This window comes from Dialister invisus DSM 15470, assembly GCF_000160055.1.
GTDB classification, from domain to species: Bacteria; Bacillota; Negativicutes; order Veillonellales; family Dialisteraceae; genus Dialister; species Dialister invisus.
The window spans coordinates 488387-506247 of the sequence record NZ_GG698602.1; the positions used below are offsets into that span (position 1 = coordinate 488387).

General features: G+C 44.8%; 12 protein-coding genes. 3 read left to right on the forward strand and 9 right to left on the reverse strand.

Features of this window, described 5'->3' with window-relative positions:
- Positions 1 to 28: 28 nt before the first annotated feature.
- Positions 29 to 1600, reverse strand: coding sequence for an MATE family efflux transporter (locus tag GCWU000321_RS02365; protein WP_007069482.1), 1572 nt, complete (start codon positions 1598 to 1600; stop codon positions 29 to 31).
- A gap of 222 nt (positions 1601 to 1822) precedes the next feature.
- Positions 1823 to 2179, reverse strand: coding sequence for a hypothetical protein (locus GCWU000321_RS02370; RefSeq protein WP_040381127.1), 357 nt, complete (start codon positions 2177 to 2179; stop codon positions 1823 to 1825).
- A gap of 326 nt (positions 2180 to 2505) precedes the next feature.
- Between GCWU000321_RS02370 and GCWU000321_RS02375 the strand changes: the two genes are divergently transcribed.
- The 3 genes from GCWU000321_RS02375 (at position 2506) to potE (ending at position 7786) form a co-directional block, all read left to right on the forward strand.
- The gene (locus tag GCWU000321_RS02375; RefSeq protein ID WP_007069485.1) at positions 2506 to 3417 is read left to right on the forward strand and encodes a LysR family transcriptional regulator; all 912 of its coding nucleotides are present in this window, start codon (positions 2506 to 2508) and stop codon (positions 3415 to 3417) included.
- Positions 3418 to 4160: 743 nt separating this feature from the next.
- The gene (speF, locus tag GCWU000321_RS02380; protein WP_007069487.1) at positions 4161 to 6338 is read left to right on the forward strand and encodes an ornithine decarboxylase SpeF; all 2178 of its coding nucleotides are present in this window, start codon (positions 4161 to 4163) and stop codon (positions 6336 to 6338) included.
- 116 nt (positions 6339 to 6454) lie between these two features.
- Positions 6455 to 7786 (forward strand): putrescine-ornithine antiporter, encoded by a 1332-nt coding sequence (gene potE, locus GCWU000321_RS02385; RefSeq protein WP_007069489.1) that lies wholly within the window; start codon positions 6455 to 6457, stop codon positions 7784 to 7786.
- A gap of 131 nt (positions 7787 to 7917) precedes the next feature.
- Here the strand turns inward: potE and speC are convergent, their stop codons facing one another.
- The 7 genes from speC to folB form a co-directional block, all read right to left on the reverse strand.
- Positions 7918 to 10101 carry an ornithine decarboxylase gene (gene speC, locus GCWU000321_RS02390; RefSeq protein ID WP_040381774.1) on the reverse strand — a complete coding sequence of 728 codons (2184 nt, stop codon included), beginning with the start codon at positions 10099 to 10101 and terminating at the stop codon, positions 7918 to 7920.
- A 385-nt stretch (positions 10102 to 10486) separates the two neighbouring features.
- Positions 10487 to 10789, reverse strand: coding sequence for an HU family DNA-binding protein (locus tag GCWU000321_RS02395; protein WP_007069491.1), 303 nt, complete (start codon positions 10787 to 10789; stop codon positions 10487 to 10489).
- A 62-nt stretch (positions 10790 to 10851) separates the two neighbouring features.
- Complete coding sequence (gene mazG / locus GCWU000321_RS02400; RefSeq protein ID WP_169303243.1) at positions 10852 to 11919, reverse strand: nucleoside triphosphate pyrophosphohydrolase; 1068 nt, start codon at positions 11917 to 11919, stop codon at positions 10852 to 10854.
- 78 nt (positions 11920 to 11997) lie between these two features.
- Complete coding sequence (locus tag GCWU000321_RS02405) at positions 11998 to 13602, reverse strand: putative polysaccharide biosynthesis protein (protein WP_007069493.1); 1605 nt, start codon at positions 13600 to 13602, stop codon at positions 11998 to 12000.
- A complete protein-coding gene (gene mfd / locus GCWU000321_RS02410) occupies positions 13595 to 17002 on the reverse strand; it encodes a transcription-repair coupling factor (protein WP_007069494.1) in 3408 nt (1135 codons plus the stop codon). Before mfd ends, GCWU000321_RS02405 begins: the two co-directional genes overlap by 8 nt.
- Positions 16987 to 17499, reverse strand: coding sequence for a 2-amino-4-hydroxy-6-hydroxymethyldihydropteridine diphosphokinase (gene folK / locus GCWU000321_RS02415; protein WP_007069495.1), 513 nt, complete (start codon positions 17497 to 17499; stop codon positions 16987 to 16989). The genes mfd and folK overlap by 16 nt, the downstream gene beginning before the upstream one ends.
- A complete protein-coding gene (gene folB / locus GCWU000321_RS02420; RefSeq protein ID WP_007069496.1) occupies positions 17496 to 17855 on the reverse strand; it encodes a dihydroneopterin aldolase in 360 nt (119 codons plus the stop codon). Before folB ends, folK begins: the two co-directional genes overlap by 4 nt.
- Positions 17856 to 17861: the final 6 nt, after the last annotated feature.

Here is a 17861-nt window from a genome sequence, read left to right on the forward strand (position 1 = left end):
AAAGAAATCACTGTATCCTGAAGCAGCGCTATGGCACATAAGCCCGCGCAGCATGGCCTATGAGCTTGCGCTGGATACCCGTAAGCACATGACCGCGTATTTCCACAATTTTTTCCTGTGGTACAAAAAGATTATTTCCGATTTCCCTGCAATATTGCCATATAATTTTTATACCCGTCAAAACTTCTGCCTTTACTCTATAAACTCCATTGTCATAAGCCGGTTCCAAAGACAGCCTTCCGCGAAGGGATACAGCTGCTGTATTTTCCATAAACCCGCTTTCCAAAGTAAAAAGACGGATAGCCATAAATACCGCCGATGCCGCCACACCCACATCAAGACCAATCCAGTAAGAAACGGCAGCCATGTCCAGCTGATGATCAAGGAACAGGGCTACAGGGAAACAAGCTCCCCAGTAAGCCGCCAAAAGAAGGATAAAAGGCACTTTAGCATCTTTATATCCGCGAAGAATCCCCTGCACCGGCGCAGAGATAGAATCAAAAAACTGGAACCCTGAAGCAAAAATCAGGAATTGCGATGCGATAGCAATAACTGCGGCATCATCAGTATAGACCAGTCCGATCTGCTCCCGGAAAATCGTCGTCAAAAGGACTTCCGCTGCAGAAAATCCCACGGACATAAGAATTCCTGCTTTGGCGTACCGCCTTGCAAGAGCATGATCTTTCGCGCCTGCGGCACGAGCCACTAAAATGGTGAGCGCCATGGAACAGGACAGTGGTACCATGTATGCCATATTCGCAAAATTATCGGCGACCTGATATGCTGCAAGTGTTTCCGTGCCAAACCGCGCCATGAAAATAATAATCGCCCCAAAAAGTCCCATTTCCATGAAAACGGATAGTCCGCTCGGAATACCCACACTCATATATTCTTTCCAGTCACAAAAACGGCTCTTGCCGGAAGCGAATATTTCCTTTCCCATAAATCTTTCGTCACTATGAATCACATAAAGGAACATCAGCAGTACGAAAAAGTACGTAATTGCCGCCGAAACGCCTGCACCGATACCGCCAAGGCGAGGCAGCCCGCCATGACCATAAATCAGAAAATAATTCAAAACAGCATTGATAGGAAGCGCGGAAAGAAAAAGTTTCATAGAGGTAGCCGTGCTTCCTGCCACATCCGTCAAAGAGCGAAGCGGAATAATAAGAGAAATAAATACCATTGCCACTACCATGGCAAAAATATAATTCTTTGCAATATATTCCACTTCAGCCGTGAGTCCCATGCTGCTGACAACCTCATCAGCAAAAAAGAAATATCCTGCAAACAACAGCATGCTCAGTGCAAGTGCTATGTATATGCCTGTACGCACCACGAAAGGAATGGATGATTTTTCATTCTTCCCAATTAATTGGGCAATTATAGGCGTCCCTGCCATCAGAAGCCCGATAGCCGCACCTTCAAAAGGAAAGAAGATCCCTGTCCCTACTGAAACCCCGGCCAAATCATCTGCTCCCGCATGGCCTGCCATTGTCGTATTTATAAAATTGATTCCCATGGTGGAAAGCTGCGCTACTAAGATAGGAAATGTGACTGAAAGCAGCTTTTTCATATCACTATATAATCCGATTTTCATTTTTCTCTCCTTAAATCACCATCAAAAAAGACGCCGAGCGTCTGATTTTGGATTCCTGAAACTGGTGGAACCCTCCATATTGATTTCCTGTACTTCTCTTTTAATACAGGCTTCCTGTCCTATACGTTGGACAAGCATGGTCAATCAAGAAGATTTTCTTTGAAAGTTGACTGCCAATACACCAAAGTGCATCTTTTGCAAGATCAGCCAACCTTTCTGCTTTTAAATAACAAACAGGTCAGCACTGACCCGGCTATGATCAATATATTTCCGCAGTGAAATGATTTCACGCAGACGCTTTTGTAGATATGTCCCTGTAAAGAGCCGTATCCTTCTGTCATTCAAAACGACAGCCCGTGTATGTATTTTTACCGTGCCCAACGGTTTTTGGGCTTTCAGCCCCCATCCCCCTGCGCCGATGAACCCTTTGAAGAAAGAAGAGAATCTGGCCACAATTCGTTTGAAATTGAAATTTTCACGAAAAGGCACAAGCAGATTTGCTCCTTCTACAAAGAAAAGCGCCATTAGGCAAAGTTCATACATCATATCTCCCAATTCCATATCCACAGAGGATGCCATACTCTCATCTCCTTCCCCGATAAATTTTTGCAAATATTATTAAAGGTATATTCAATACCCATTTATAGTATATAACTATAACACTTAAAAATCAAGTTTTTACAAGTTATAGGCGATTCTCTCCTCGATGAGTCCGTATTTCTGTTAAATACAAATATCCCTCAGAAATTTTTATTTCCTAACCATTTCCACTTTATCCCCGCTTCCGGGTAACCCATTTTCCGCATCCCCGCTTTATGATATACTGTTTTTGATATATATTTTATGATTTAATTGTTATACTTTATATCGCTGTATATATTGCACTGATAAAAACCGGAGAAAATATGAAACTGAATTTCACCTCACTGCTCTATTTTCAAAGAACTGCAGAAATGCAGCATCTCACAAACGCCGCCGAAAGCCTTCATGTCGCCCAGCCAGCCCTCTCCAGAATGATCAGCGGCATAGAGAAAGAACTGGGTGTCGCACTGTTTGAACGGAAAGGAAGGAATATTAAACTGACACGAGACGGAGAAATTCTTTTGAAGCATGCAAAAAGTTTTCTTGCGGAACTGGATCAGCTTAAAACAGATCTGAATGAATCAAAAAATCTTCAGCAGATGACAGTTACGCTTAATATAGAATCCGCTGCCCAACTGATCCCCGTCTTTCTCATGAAATTTCGTCAGGAACATCCGGAAGCCATTCTGGATATCCGCAATCGTTCTCTGCATCATCTCCATTCTCAAGAAACGGATCTGACCCTTTTTTCAAGCAATGAGCCAATCGACAGTCCCCACACGGTAACGCTTTTCAAGGAAAACCTCATTGTAATCATGCCGAAAGACAGCACTTACGCAAACGGAAGCCGCCTCTCTCTATCGGATCTGGCAACTGCCAAATTCATTGCTCCGCCGAAAGGAATGTGGCTTAGAAAAACAATTGATGATCTTTGCGCTTCTGCAGGATTTGAAGCAAATGTAGTCATGGAAAGCGATAATCCCAATACCGTCCGTGAATTTATCCACGCGGGTCTCGGTATCGCCGTTATCCCGCAGCTCACCTGGTACGCTGCCCGCGGAGAACACATAAAGATGGCATTCCTTACTGACGACAAATGCTACCGTCACCTGAATCTTTCATGGCACACGGATTCTCAATTATCTCTCGTAGCGGTTCTGCTCCAAGAATATATCATTGATAATTTTTGGGAATTTGTTCAAAACGCGGCAAGTTACAACTCCCCCCTTCTTTAAATTTTAAAATTAAATCAAATTAAATCAACGCCTTTCATTGGGCGTCTTTTTATTTTGTTTAAATTATATCACTATAGATATAATTTAATATCATTATTGCTATTAAATATTCATTTTATTCATTTATTTATCAGGGTTATCAGATAAGTTTTTTCTTTATACATACACTCCTCAATCATACATATTATTTTTGTTATATATATCAAATAATTTTGGGGGATTTTGCATTTTTCCTTCTATGATTTTACTCAAAAATCCCATTATTTCTCTTTGTTATATCAAAATAAATATATTTATTCTTTTGGAGGTATATTAGTTAATTCCTTTCATTATTTTAATAATATACATTTTTATATTTTTACTTTCGATCTTTCCTTAAGGTTTTGTTTAATATACAACTCCTTTTATCCTTTTCTTATTAGTAATATAAAGAAAAAATTCTTTCAAGGTGAAAATATATGTTTCGGAATAATATTTAATTTATTGAATATTTAATAATAACTTTTTATATATTATTTTGTGATTAATTATTTATAAATATCTTTTATGATATTATACATGCCAAATGGATATTTTCCTTATAAAATGGTATTGGAATAGTATTAAAATCTATCCTATGATGAAGATGTCGAAAACACATGCTCCCCAGAAGGGCATAACCGCAGAGTGACTCACCGAAGTGCACACGGACGAGTACATTGCGGATCTGTGTTTCTAAGTTATTTGTTTAGGAGGTTATTACTGTGAAAAAACTAAAGATCGCTTATTCGGAAAATGCTCTCCAAGCTTTCGGCGCCATTGGTGGCCGCGAAATCATCGATGTAAACAATACAGACTACACTGACGTGGCTGCTGTTGTCATTACCGAACAAGATTCTGATGTGCTGAAAAATGAAATGATTGGCGCTTTTAAAATTCCTGTCATGCTTATTAAAGATGCAGACAGCCACGTAAGCGATGAAATAATCAAACAGGTATACCGCGTCATTGATTTAAATGAGACTGATCACGATTTTTATTCCCGCCAGATCGAAAGCGCTGCAGCCCATTATGAAGAAAATGTACTTCCTCCCTTTTTTAAAGACTTAGAGAAGTATGTTGAAAACGGATATTCCCAGTTCGACTGCCCCGGCCACCAAGGCGGTGCTTTCTTCCGTAAACATCCGGCAGGCCGCGCTTTTTACGATTTCTTCGGTGAGAATACATTCCGCGCCGATCTCTGCAATGCGGATGTCGCATTGGGTGATCTCCTCATTCATGAAGGTCCTGCTCTGTCCGCGCAAAAACATGCAGCCCGTGTATACAATGCCGACAAAACATATTTCGTACTGAACGGGACATCTACCTCCAATAAAGTTGTTTTAAATGCGGTTCTCGCTCCTGGTGATATTGTTCTCTTCGACAGAAATAACCACAAATCTATAGACCATGGTGCTCTTGTTCTCGCCGGCGCCACCCCGGTATATCTGGAAACGGCGCGAAACGCTTTCGGTTCTATCGGCGGCATTCTTGAACACTGCTTTGACGAAGAATATATCCGCAAACTCGTTGCCGAAAAAGATCCCGTAAAAGCGAAAGCAAAACGTCCGATCCGCATGGCGGTCATCCAGCTCGGCACATATGACGGCTGCATTTATAATGCCCGTCAGGTTGTCGACAAAATCGGCCATCTCTGCGACTACATATTCTTCGATTCCGCCTGGGTAGGGTATGAGCAGTTCATTCCGATGATGAAAGACTGCAGTCCGCTGCTTTTAGAGCTTGGACCGGAAGATCCGGGGATTTTCGTTACTCAGTCCGTCCACAAACAGCAGGCAGGTTTCTCCATGACTTCCCAGGTACACAAGAAAGACTCCCACATTAAAGGACAAGATCGTTATGTACCGCATAAACGGGTGAACAACGCATTCATGATGCATGCCTCTACATCTCCGCTGTACCAGCTCTTTGCCGCACTTGACGTAAATGCAAAAATGCATGAAGGCGAAGCAGGTAAAAAACTGTGGGTAGAAGCTGTTAAAACCGTTATCGAAACACGTAAGCAGATTCTCCGCAACTGCCACTATATACGTCCTCTCGTTCCGCCTGTTGTAAACGGCAAAAAATGGGAAGATGGCGATACGGAAAAGATGGCAAACGATATGGATTACTGGGCATTTGAACCGGGCGCCAAGTGGCATGGCTTTGAAGGATACGGCAAAGGACAGTATTTCATCGACCCGATGAAACTCCAATTCGTAACCTGTGGTATTGACATTGAAAACGGCGGCTATGAAGAATTCGGTATTCCCGGCAATATCCTGGCAAACTATCTCCGCGAAAACGGAATCATTCCAGAAAAATGCGATTTAAACGATATCCTTTTCCTCATGACTCCGGCGGAAAGCAAAACTAAGATGGACGATCTCGTTGCCAAACTGATCCGTTTTGAAAAGTTGATTGATGAAGATGCTCCGATGGCGGAAGTGCTTCCGTCCATCTATAAAGCCTACGAAGACAAATACAAAGGATATACGATCCGCCAGCTTTGCCAGGAAATGCATGATTTTTATAAGGACAGAAAAGTCTTCACCCTTCAGAAAAACCTCTTCCTGCATGACTACCTGCCGGAATACGTCATTAATCCGCAGGAAGCCCAGTATGAATTCATGCGCGGACATGGCGAACTGGTGGACTTGGAACAGGCGGAAGGCCGCCTCGCGCTGGAAGGTGCACTTCCCTATCCGCCAGGTGTACTCTGCATCCACCCGGGTGAAAGATGGTCCAAAACTGCCGTTAAATACTTCCTTGACCTTGTAGAAGGCATTAATCAGCTTCCCGGCTTTGCTCCGGAAATCCAGGGCGTTTATGTCCAGGAAGCGGAAGACGGCAAGAAACATGCTTACGGCTACGTCATGAAGAAGGAATTTGATAAGAAGTAAGAAAGCAAGTTTACGATTTATACAAGATATACCGAACCGACAGGCAGGAACCCGATTAAAGAGTTCCTGCCCATGCCGGTCCAAATCCTGAAATCATAAAAGGAGATTATAATATTATGAGTCAAAGCAATAAAATGAGCGTTATGCAACTCACCATCCTGACAGCAGTGAACATGATGGGTTCCGGCATTATCATGCTCCCTACCAAACTGGCCCAGGTAGGCGCGCTTTCTATCGTATCCTGGCTGGTTACCGCAGTGGGCTCCATGTGTCTGGCTTATGTATTTGCCAAATGCGGCATGTACAGTAAAAAAGGTGGCGGCATGGGCGGCTATGCGGAATATTCTTTTGGGAAAGCCGGTAACTTCATGGCTAATTACACCTACGGCGTTTCTCTGGTTTTCGCAAATACTGCGATCGCCATTTCTGCTGTAGGTTACGCCTGCGGATTTCTCGGCACCACGCTTAATCCGCTCTTCACGGCTATCGCCACAATAGGCGTACTTTGGCTGGCTACCGTCCTAAACTTCGGCGGTCCGAAATATACCGGCGGCGTTTCCTCCATTACCGTATGGGGCGTCATTATCCCATGTATCGGACTTGCTGTTATCGGCTGGGGCTGGTTCTCAACCGATATGTATATAGCCAACTGGAATGTGAATAATATGGCTTTCGGCGAAGCGGCCACAAACTCCATTACCATGACCCTTTGGGCATTCCTCGGTATGGAATCCGCCTGTGCCAACGCCGATGCTGTTGACAATCCGGAAGTTAATGTGCCGAAAGCCGTTCTTGGCGGCACACTCCTTGCGGCAGCCTGCTACATCGTTTCCACAAATATCATGTTCGGAATCGTTCCCGCATCTGAACTTCTGAAATCCACCGCGCCTTTCGGAATGGTATTTGCCCACATGTTCGGCGGCACAGTAGGGCACATCATCATGGGACTCATGGTTCTCTCCTGCTTCGGTTCCCTCCTTGGCTGGCAGTTTACCATCGCCAACGTATTCAAAGCTGGTGCTGATGAAGGCTACTTCCCTGCATTCCTGCAGAAGATTACATCCAAAGGCGCACCGATCGTGGGTATGGTTACAATTACCTGCATCCAGTCTCTCTTTGGCCTCATGACTATCAGCCCTTCCCTGAATGAACAGTTTGAAACATTGGTCAATTTGGCAACAATTACCAATATTATTCCTTACCTTCTCTGCATGGCCGCCATTATCGTTATCATGAAAGCCGCCGGCCACGAGGGAAGCGAATTAAAGACAACGACCTTCATTGCTTTCATTGCTTCCATCTACAGTCTCTATGCATGCTATGCTTCCGGATTTGAAGCAATGACTTACGGTGCGATTGTTACCTTCTTAGGCTGGACCCTCTACGGATTTGCTTCTGACAAATTTGATTTGGAAAAAGCAAAAGAAGATAACAGCAAAATAGCTTAAAGCTGATCATCTCCCATTAAATTTGATATATTTCCCACTGAAAACCACCGGGCTTCGTGTTCCGGTGGTTTTCAGCGGGAAAAGCTATTCAGCAAAAAGTTCCGGCATGCAGCCTGTCTTTCACTTTTCCATTATAAGATTTTTTCATACTCCTTTTTTAGTACCTGGGCATACACATGGAACTTCCCATCAGCTGCCCGCTCCATATATACCCCCTGCAGTTCCGGAGTGAAACCCGGAAAAAGATTGAATACTTCTGCCAGTGCCATGAAATAAGCAATAGCCGTCTTCGACCATTTTTCCCCCGGCTGAATGCAAGGAACCCCCGGCGGATAAGGAACTCCCCCTTCCAATGCCACGCACCCCTCCGCTTCTGCTAAATCGATCAGCTCGCCATGTCCGCGGACAAGCTCATAATTCGCTTCCTGCGGGCTCATACTGTATATGGGAAAATAGTTTTTCAGAAACAAATGTTTTTGGAGGACATTGACCTTACGTTCCTTATAAAAATCATGCATTTCCTGGCAAAGCCGGCGAATCGTATATCCTGCATACTTATCCTGATACGTATGATAAATATTGGGAAGAACCTTTGCCATAGGGGCATCATTATCTACAAATGCTTCAAAATGGAGAATCCTTGAAATCAGGTTATTAATCTTCGCCTTAGTTTCCGCCGGCGTTATGATAAAGAGAATATCATTTAAATCGCATTTTTCGGGAATCACGGCATTTTCCCTGAGATAATTAGCAAGCACAATCCCGGGGATCCCGAACTTTTCATACCGTCCGGTTTCTACATTGATTCCCGGCGTAGTAAAGAGAAGTTTCATAGGATCAATAAAATACTGTCCTTTCCCGTATCCCTGAAAAGAATGCCATTTCCCGCCCGGTTCAAAAGTAAAATAAGCAATATCATTAATAATTTCTTCCGTATCCCATTCTTCCCAATTCTTGCCGTGAACCACAGGAGGAACGAGAGGCTTCAGATACTTGCAGTTGCGGATAACTGCCTTTCTCGCTTCCACGGAAAGCTCCATACATTCTTTCCACAAAAGCGCTCCGCCTTCTCCCTCCTGTATACGGGCATTCATGTCCAGCGATGCAAAAACCTGATAAAAAGGAGATGTAGACGCATTCACCATGAAAGAATTATTCAAGCGTTTATGAGGCAAGTACCGTTCCTGTCCTTTAATATGCGCATCTTTTTTATGAATCTGGGATGACATGGAAAACCCCGCCTGATGCTTGTGGACGGACTGGGATACGATGATTCCCGGATCATCCGGCCCAAGATTCAAAAGCAGCGGACTGCAGTCACGGAGCATAGGGATGAACTGCTCATACCCTACCCAGGCGGAATCAAAATAGATATAATCGCAGAGATGGCCGATCTTTTCTACAATCTGACGGGCATTATAAATGCAGCCGTCATAATTTCCCAACTGTATGACCGCCACTCTGACAGGCCGTTTTGCCTTCGCCTTCTTTTTATCTTTTTCCGCGATGACCATGCGGATATATTCTTCATTGAAACAATGTTCTAAGATACCGCCAATTGAGCCAAAGGGGTTCCGCGCCGTCTCTAAATAGACCGGAACAGCACCTGCTTGTATCAATGCGCCATAGCTGATAGATTTATGGTTATTTCTTTCATAAAGAACAATATCTCCCGGCGCTAAAAGAGCATCCAGAACGACCTTATTGGCCCCCGATGTACCGGTAAGGACAAAATATGTCTTATCCGCATGAAAAACACGCGCCGCGTGACGCTGAGCCTCTAACGCCGGGCCCTCATGAATGAGAAGATCCCCCATAGCCACATCTGCATTGCAGAGATCGGCACGAAAGGTATTCTCGCCGTAAAAATTATAGAATATTCTTCCCGCAGGATGTTTTCTGAAATAAGCTCCCCCCTGATGCCCGGGACAGTCAAACTGCGTATTTCCCCGCTCCACATATTCCATCAGTTGTTTGAAAAAAGGAGGCAGCAGCCCGCTCTCGTATCGATCTGCGGCGCCTTCAATCTGCCGCGCATATAAATGGTGATCCCCATCGGTAGGATCGATAATACTGTATGCCTGCCCGATCAATTCATCATGTTTTTTACCTGCAGCCGACAGGATCAGAAACACAGGAATCTCAAAAGCATGGATCCGCGGATTTCGTAGTGCATCCCCGTCCTCATCAGTCACCACCACAGCGGCCACATCGGTAAAATCCGTTTGAAATACATCTACAATATCCCTTTTCTCTACCGCGCCGAAAGTTTCCAACGCTTTTCTCGAGTAAGCTATCTTTAAATGCTCCTGCATGGCCCCCACACCTTTCATACAGAAAGATTGTATACAGAAAATTTCCGAAATATACGATTACTTACAGAAATATATACTTATGTTCAGTATAGCAAAAAAAATGATAAAATGCACCTGTACTATCGACATTTACTGAATAAAACCACCTCTCTCCTTCTGTTTGCGGAATGATAAGCGACAACTCTCCAAAATGAAATTTATCATGGACTGAAACGGATGGAAAACAGAAGGGCTGCCTCTTTCTTTAAGTAAAATAATGCTTCTATTCATCATTCACAGAAAGACTGGTTCCCTTTCGAGTATTTCTGCATCTTTATTTCTTCCAAGCGAAAAGCCGTGTCGAAAGAGGGATTGCAGTCTCTTTCGACACAGCTTTTAGGCTGAATTATTTCTTTGCTTTCTTAGCAGCTTTCTTAGAGTTTACTCTTTCTTTCAGCTGTTTGGAAACTCTCCAAGCCGGGCTCTTGGAAGCCGGAATCTTGATAGCTTTCTGGGTCGCCGGGTTGTGGCCTTCACGGGCTTTGCGCTGGCGGACTTCGAATGTACCGAAACCGATAAGCTGAACCTTATCTCCCTTTACAAGAGCCTGGGAAATAACATCGATTACCGCTTTAACTGCTTTTTCGGAATCTTTCTTTGTCATTTCTGCCGTCTGGGCAACTGCACTGATGAGTTCTGTCTTGTTCATAACTAAACATCCTCCTTTAATTAACTCTGCGGAAAATCCCGCTGTAGTCCCGATGGATTAACTTACACTTTCGCATTGAATTCCCGCCACAGTTCTTCCAGCCTCTCCTGAGACAAGGCATCAAAAGATCCGCATCCTCTGATACCGTCCTCAAATTCGCTGAAGCGCCGCATGAGATTCACACAAAAAGAGTGTAACGAAAGTTCCGGATCAATTCCCTTTTCCTGCATGACACGGGCAAGCTCAAAAAGGTACGCTCCTGCACTTTCTTCCCCCATTCTATTCCCTGTCTGTACCTCTCTTTGAGTGGCATTCATCCAGAGCGGCTTTTCATCTTCACGAAAAGCCGTGAGGTCATAAATCCCTACAGAACTAACTTTCTTTTGAATTATACACGCTAAAAGCAGACTTGGCAAGCATTTTGGTATTCCGGAAAGCAGATATTTCCTGTTTTTTTCTTTTCTTTTACGTTTTTCCCAATTTTTAATCACCGCAAAAAGGTCTTCTTTGCTCATTTTTTCGAATACAAAGGGATGGCGTTTCACCATTTTATTTGCGATACCGTCTACCACATCCTGCATAGAAAACTCTCCATTTTCTTCTGCAATCCGCGCGTGAAAAACGACTTGAAGAAGTACATCACCTAATTCTTCTTTCAAATTTAATATGTCATTTTCTTCGATAGCATCAATAACTTCATATACCTCCTGGAGAAAATATGTCCGCAGCGTCATATGATTCTGACTCCGGTCCCAGGGACACCCTCCTGGTTCCCGAAGAGTTTTCATCGTATCAATAATCGGTTTTAAAGTGAATTTTTCCATCTCTTTTTTTATGATTTCTGAAGATTTAAGTATCACTGCCTTCACAGGAAATATAATTTTGTTATTAAATTCTTTAATTGTACATTTAAGAATTTTTCCATTATACATTAATGTAGTAATCGGTGTCGTTTCATCACATATTTTCATCAACCGGATAAAAATACACTTCTGTCGTTCTTCATCTTCCGCACCGGTAATAATCAACGTACCGTAAAAAGGCAAAGAAATATGTTCCGCCTCTTCCGCATTCACAAGAGCAAAAGAATCTTTCTCCGTAAGTATCCCATTTTCTAAAAGCTTACGCATGAGACACACATAATCTTGCATAACAGACTCCGTTTCTTTATAGAAAAACGGCACATCATCTCAAATGTGCCGTTATACCTATTTTTTTACAATACTGCAGCGGTCAATCAGTGCCGCCATTTTTCCGCCAATTTTGGGTATACTTGCCACATCTTCACCTTTTACGGCACGAAGCATGATGGCAGCCATACAATACACGATGCCGCTTGCGCAAATCGCCGCCAGTGTAGACAGTGTATTGCTGTGGATTATCCCATAGAGCCCCGTGTACACGCCATAAGCAACAGCACCCATGATCCCTGCCGCGATAAAGAGTTTAACCGTATGCATGATATCCATCATGTATCGCCGATACTTATAGAGGAAAAATAAATTTAGGAGAGCCGCCACACCGAAATCCGCATTTGTCGCCCATGCTGCCCCAAGAACTCCCCAGCTGGGCATCGCTGTCAGATTCCACGAAAGGAATACTTTTACCGCCGCGCTCACCACCATATTGATAAAAGGAACAGCAGTCTTTCCCATTCCCTGGAGAACACCCGTAGTGACCTGCTGCACGCCCAAAAGAAACACGCCGAAACTCATGACCGCAATACAGGGACCGGCATCAGGAATTGCGTAAAGCATGGCAGAGATCGGTGTAGCGATGACACACATCCCCACGAAGGAAGGAATCGTTATTAAGTTCGCCAGCCGCATGGCGGTATGCGTTCGTTTCAGGATCGTCTCGCTCTTATTTTGTGCCACCGCCTCGGAAATAACAGGAACAAGACTTGCCGCAAGGGATGCCGTAACAATAGTCGGCATATTCACGAGAGCTGTCGCCATACCTGTCAAATAGCCAAAAAGCGTGGTCGCCTCTTCCACGGAAAATCCTGCCACGGCCAGGCGGCGGGGCACAATGAAAAGATCAATACTCGATACAACAGGAAGCATAATATTGGCCAGCGAAACGGGGACTGCCAGTATCAAAAGGCGTTTCAGAATCGTTCCAACACCAAGAGGCTTTATATGAGAATCCTGCCGGGATGCCAGTTCTCTCCGCCAGCTCTTTGTCATAAAATAGCAGGCAATAAGTACGAGGATACCGATAAATGCACCGGGTGCCGCACCAAAAGTAGCACCGGCCGCACCGTATTCCAAACCGTAAGGCATGAGCACAATGGCAAGAGCAATCATTGTGACAACACGAACAAGCTGTTCGACAATCTGCGAAACAGCGGTAGGCGTCATCATCTGGAGCCCCTGGAAATACCCGCGGAGCGATGCCAGAAGCGTAGCGCAAAGTACCGCAGGAGATAAAGCGATGAGTGACCAATAGGCTCTCTCATCAGTTACGACACCTGAATGGACGAGCCAGTCCGCACCAAAATATAAAAGAGCGCTGAATACGATACCCGTAAGGGTAAGTGCCGTCATAGAGATACGGAATACCTTCTGTCCGCCCCAATAATCATTCACCGCGTTTCTTTCCGCCACCATGATGGAAATGGCCACGGGAAGTCCTGCCGATGAGATGGAAAGGCACAGCATATAAATGGGATAGGCCATCTGGTAGAGGCCGATCCCTTCTCCGCCAAGAAGCCTTGACAGATAAATTCTGCTGAATGCCCCGATAAACTTCACAATGATCCCCGCAACGGTCAAGATGAGGGCACCCTGAATAAATGAATTTTTACGCACGTTTTTCTCCTGAATATATTTCTTTCGTTATTTCTTCTATAAAATCCGACATCCATTTAGCAGTATTTCCCTGGATATCGGTCTTTTTAATTCTAACACGGGCAGGCGAACCTGGCAAAAAATGAAGCTTCGACATATAAGAATGAGGCAGCCGGTTCATATTCCATCGGTGCATCGGTTCTTCATCGGCCCATACAATGAGAAGCGTCTGTCCTTCATCAAGAATACTGCCGATTCCTAAACGTCTTGCCTGCACACGGATACGGGATACCAGGAACAGCCTTTCTGCCGGCCGGCTCGGACTGCCGAAACGATCTATGACTTCATCAATAAGATCGGTCAGTTCCTCTTCCGATGCCGCCACGGCAAGACGTCGGTAAATTTCCATCTTCTGCCCCTCATTGCTGATGTAGTCTTCATCCAGATAGGCATCCTGGCGAAGTTCCACAGTGGTATCAGGCATTTTCTTGGGTACCGGTTTATTTTCCCGCTCTGCCCGCAGACGCGATACAGTATCCTCCAGCATATTGCAATATGTGGCAAAACCTACACCTGCGATATTCCCATGCTGTTCTGCACCGAGGAGATTACCTGCGCCTCGGATTTCCAGGTCACGCATGGCAATTTTGAATCCACTTCCCAGTTCCGTAAATTCCCGGATCGTATTCAACCGTTTTTCCGCTGCTTCGGAAAGGACTTTCCCCTGGCGGTAGAAGAACCATGCACGCGCTATTTTTTCCGAGCGGCCTACGCGTCCCCGCATCTGATAGATTTGAGACAATCCCAGCTTATCCGCATCATAAACGAGCATCGTGTTTGCGTTAGGCTGGTCCACACCATTTTCAATAATCGTGGTACAAAGAAGAACATCATATTTCTTCTCGAAGAAATCCACCATGATTTTCTCCAATGTTCTGCCGTCCATTTGCCCGTAAGCAACGGCAATCGTCACATCAGAAGGCAGAATATCCCTCAAATGGGCTTCCATCGCCCGTATACTTTCTATACGGTTGTAAATAAAATAGGTCTGTCCGCCGCGTGCCTTTTCATGGAGAATGGCATCTTTCACAATGGTGTCATCGTACTCTGTCACATAAGTCTGTATCGCATGGCGGTTCGCCGGCGGCTGTGTCATCGCCACCATATCCCGCACACCGGTAAGACTCATATGGAGCGTACGGGGAATAGGAGTTGCTGAAAGCGTAAGAATATCCAGCTTCTTTGACCAGGATTTCCATTTTTCTTTCTGCATAACGCCGAACCGCTGCTCTTCATCCACCACAAGAAGGCCAAGATGGCGGCATTCAATTTTTTTTGACAGAACGGCATGCGTTCCAATGACTACATCCATTTCTCCGCTTGCCAGTTTCGACAGTATTTCTTTTTTCTCCCGCATTGTCGTAAAGCGGTTTAATAGAGCAATATTAATCCCGAAGGAATCCATTCTTCCCTTAAAAGTTTTATAATGCTGACTCGACAGGACCGTTGTAGGGCAAAGAACCATCGCCTGGAAGCCGCTCATGACGCATTTGAAAACCGCCCGCATGGCGACTTCTGTCTTACCAAACCCTACATCGCCGCAAATGAGCATATCCATGGGCTGCGGCCGTTCCATACCGCGTTTTACCGCCTGTATGGCCTCCAACTGGTCATCCGTCTCCACGAAGGGAAACGTATCCTCAAACTCACGCTGCTCCGCCGTATCGGGAAGGAAAGAAATTCCCTCCGTGATTTCACGGTCTGCGTAAACGGCCAGCAATTTTTCTGCCAGTTCCTCAATCGACTTTTTGGCTTTTCTCCGTACTTTATCCCATTGGACACCGCCCATACGGTGAAGAGCAGGGGTCTGCCCTTCAGGACCGATATATTTTTCAAGACTGGCAATCTGCTCCATGGGGAGGTAAAGTTTGTCCGCCCCGGCATACTGGATGGTAATATAGTCCCTGTGGACACCTTCCAGTTCAATGGTTTTTACCCCGATATATTTTCCGATGCCATGGACACGCTGCACTACATAATCTCCCGGCTCCAGATCAGAGAAATATCGGATCTGTTTTCCTTTTCCTCCGGCTTTATACCGTCTTGCCTTCTGCTTTCCGAAGATATCTCCTGCTGTGATAAAAGCCATCTTCGCATCAGGCAGTTCAAAGCCGCCGGAAAGGACACCATTGTACAACGTAACTTTTCCTTTTTGCACTTTTTGTGAAACAGGCACATGGTAATCCGACAGATATTGCTCCAATTCCTTCCGCTCCGACCGGCGGGGCGTGAGAATAACCGCAGACCAGCCTTCCTTTAAAAGACGCGTCAGGTCATTGAAGAAAAGAGAAATCTGCCGCTGGTAATTCACCATGGTACGTCCCTTCCAAGTTGCGGTTTCTTTAACTTTGAAAAGATCCGCATCTCTTTTCAGGAAAGAAAACAAGATCTCCCTGTTTCTATATTTCCTGCCTGACCGCCCTGTCTTTACAAGACCTGCCCAATCAAAAGCTTTTTCTTTATTTTCAGCTTCTTCATGGAAATACTTCTTTAACTCTTCTTCACACCGCTGCGGCTCATCATAGAATATCCTGCCGCTATTCAGGTATGACAGGATGGAAGAAGAGCATTCCCCGCGGATGACAGCGGGAAGAATGGATATATCGTCTCTTATATCAATGGAACGCTGTGTATCTTCATTAAAAACACGGATTCCGTCCACTTCATCATCAAAAAATTCGACACGGAAAGGATGACTTTCGTTAATGGCAAAAATGTCCACAATATCTCCGCGTACGGAAAAATGACCGCACCGCTCCACCTGATCCACCCGTTCATATCCCAGTTTTACCAACTTCCCCACCAGTATTTCTCTTTCGATAACTTCGCCCATATGAATGGTCATCAGATTCTCAAGAATACCGGAAGGACTGATAATTTTTTGCGCCGCTTCCACGACTGTCGCAATAACTGCCGACCTGCGCCCATCTAAGAGACTTGCAAGTCCCCTCATGCGGTCACGAAGGCGTTCGGTACCTGAAAAAGTAACTTTAAATCCGGTTTCTTCCACCAGGGGAAAATAGTACAAATGTAAATCAGTTGCAAAGAACCGCAAATCCATTTCCCATCGAAATACATCCTTTTGAGACGGCACGATAATGATTAAAGGACTGTCTTCTTTCGCAGCCATCGCCGTTAAAAGAGCCTTCTGCGAATCTCCTGCGCCTGAAATCATAATGGGGTCTGCCAGGGAAAAAAGCTTTTCAACAGACCTGATATCTTTATGGCGGCATACTTCCTGCACCAGTTCCGCGCCAATCATTTCATCAAAAACGAATTCCTCACTTTGTATACGGCCGGGCAAGTCCGGCGCTGACGCTTCTGTCCGCAGGTTCGCAATTTTTCTTATTTCGTCTGCCACAGATACTCTCCTTTCCCTGTAATTTCCTGTTTCACTATTTCCCTGCCGCCGCCAAGTTCCCGGATCCTGCTTTGTATATCCTGTCCTTTGAAGATAAAGTAGGGCATGATTTCTGCAAAAGGAACAAGCACAAAAAGCCGCTCCCAAAAAAAAGGATGCGGTAATTTTAAAAATTCCGTCTGTTTTTCTACATTTTCGCCATAGAGTAAATCCAGATCCAATGTCCGCGGCCCCCATCGCATCATCCGTTTACGTCCGAAAGAGTTTTCCGTATCCAGCAAAAGTCTCATCAGTTCTTCCGGCGTCCCCTGCCAGTCTGCTTCGATAACGGCATTCAGAAATTCTGCCTGATCCGTCTTTCCCCACGGCGGTGTTTTATATAGAGATGATACTTTGCTGATGGAAAGAAAAGGCATGAGAGAAAGCTTGTGGAGCGCCGCGCCCATAATCTCTTCTGACGGTCCCTCATTGGAACCTATTGAAATGAAATATTTCATCTTTTTTTATGCAGCGTCACTGAAACATCTTTCAAAATACCATGGATAGGTACAGACGGTTTATGCACTGTCGTTGCCACCTCCTCCACCTTAGAATAGCGCGCAAGAATTTCTTCATTGATTTTTCCCGCCACCCGTTCCAAAAGTTTACAGGGCGTCCCCTCCGCAATAGACTGTACGAGAGAAAACACTTCCGCATAATTCACCGAATCTTCAATGTTGTCGCTTTCACCTGCACCGGACAAATCCAAGTCCATTTCCACATCGATGAAAAAGCGCTGTCCCAGGGTATTCTCCTCAGAGTCAATCCCATGGTGTCCATAAAACGCCATTTCCTGCAATTTAATCTTATCCATTTCCGC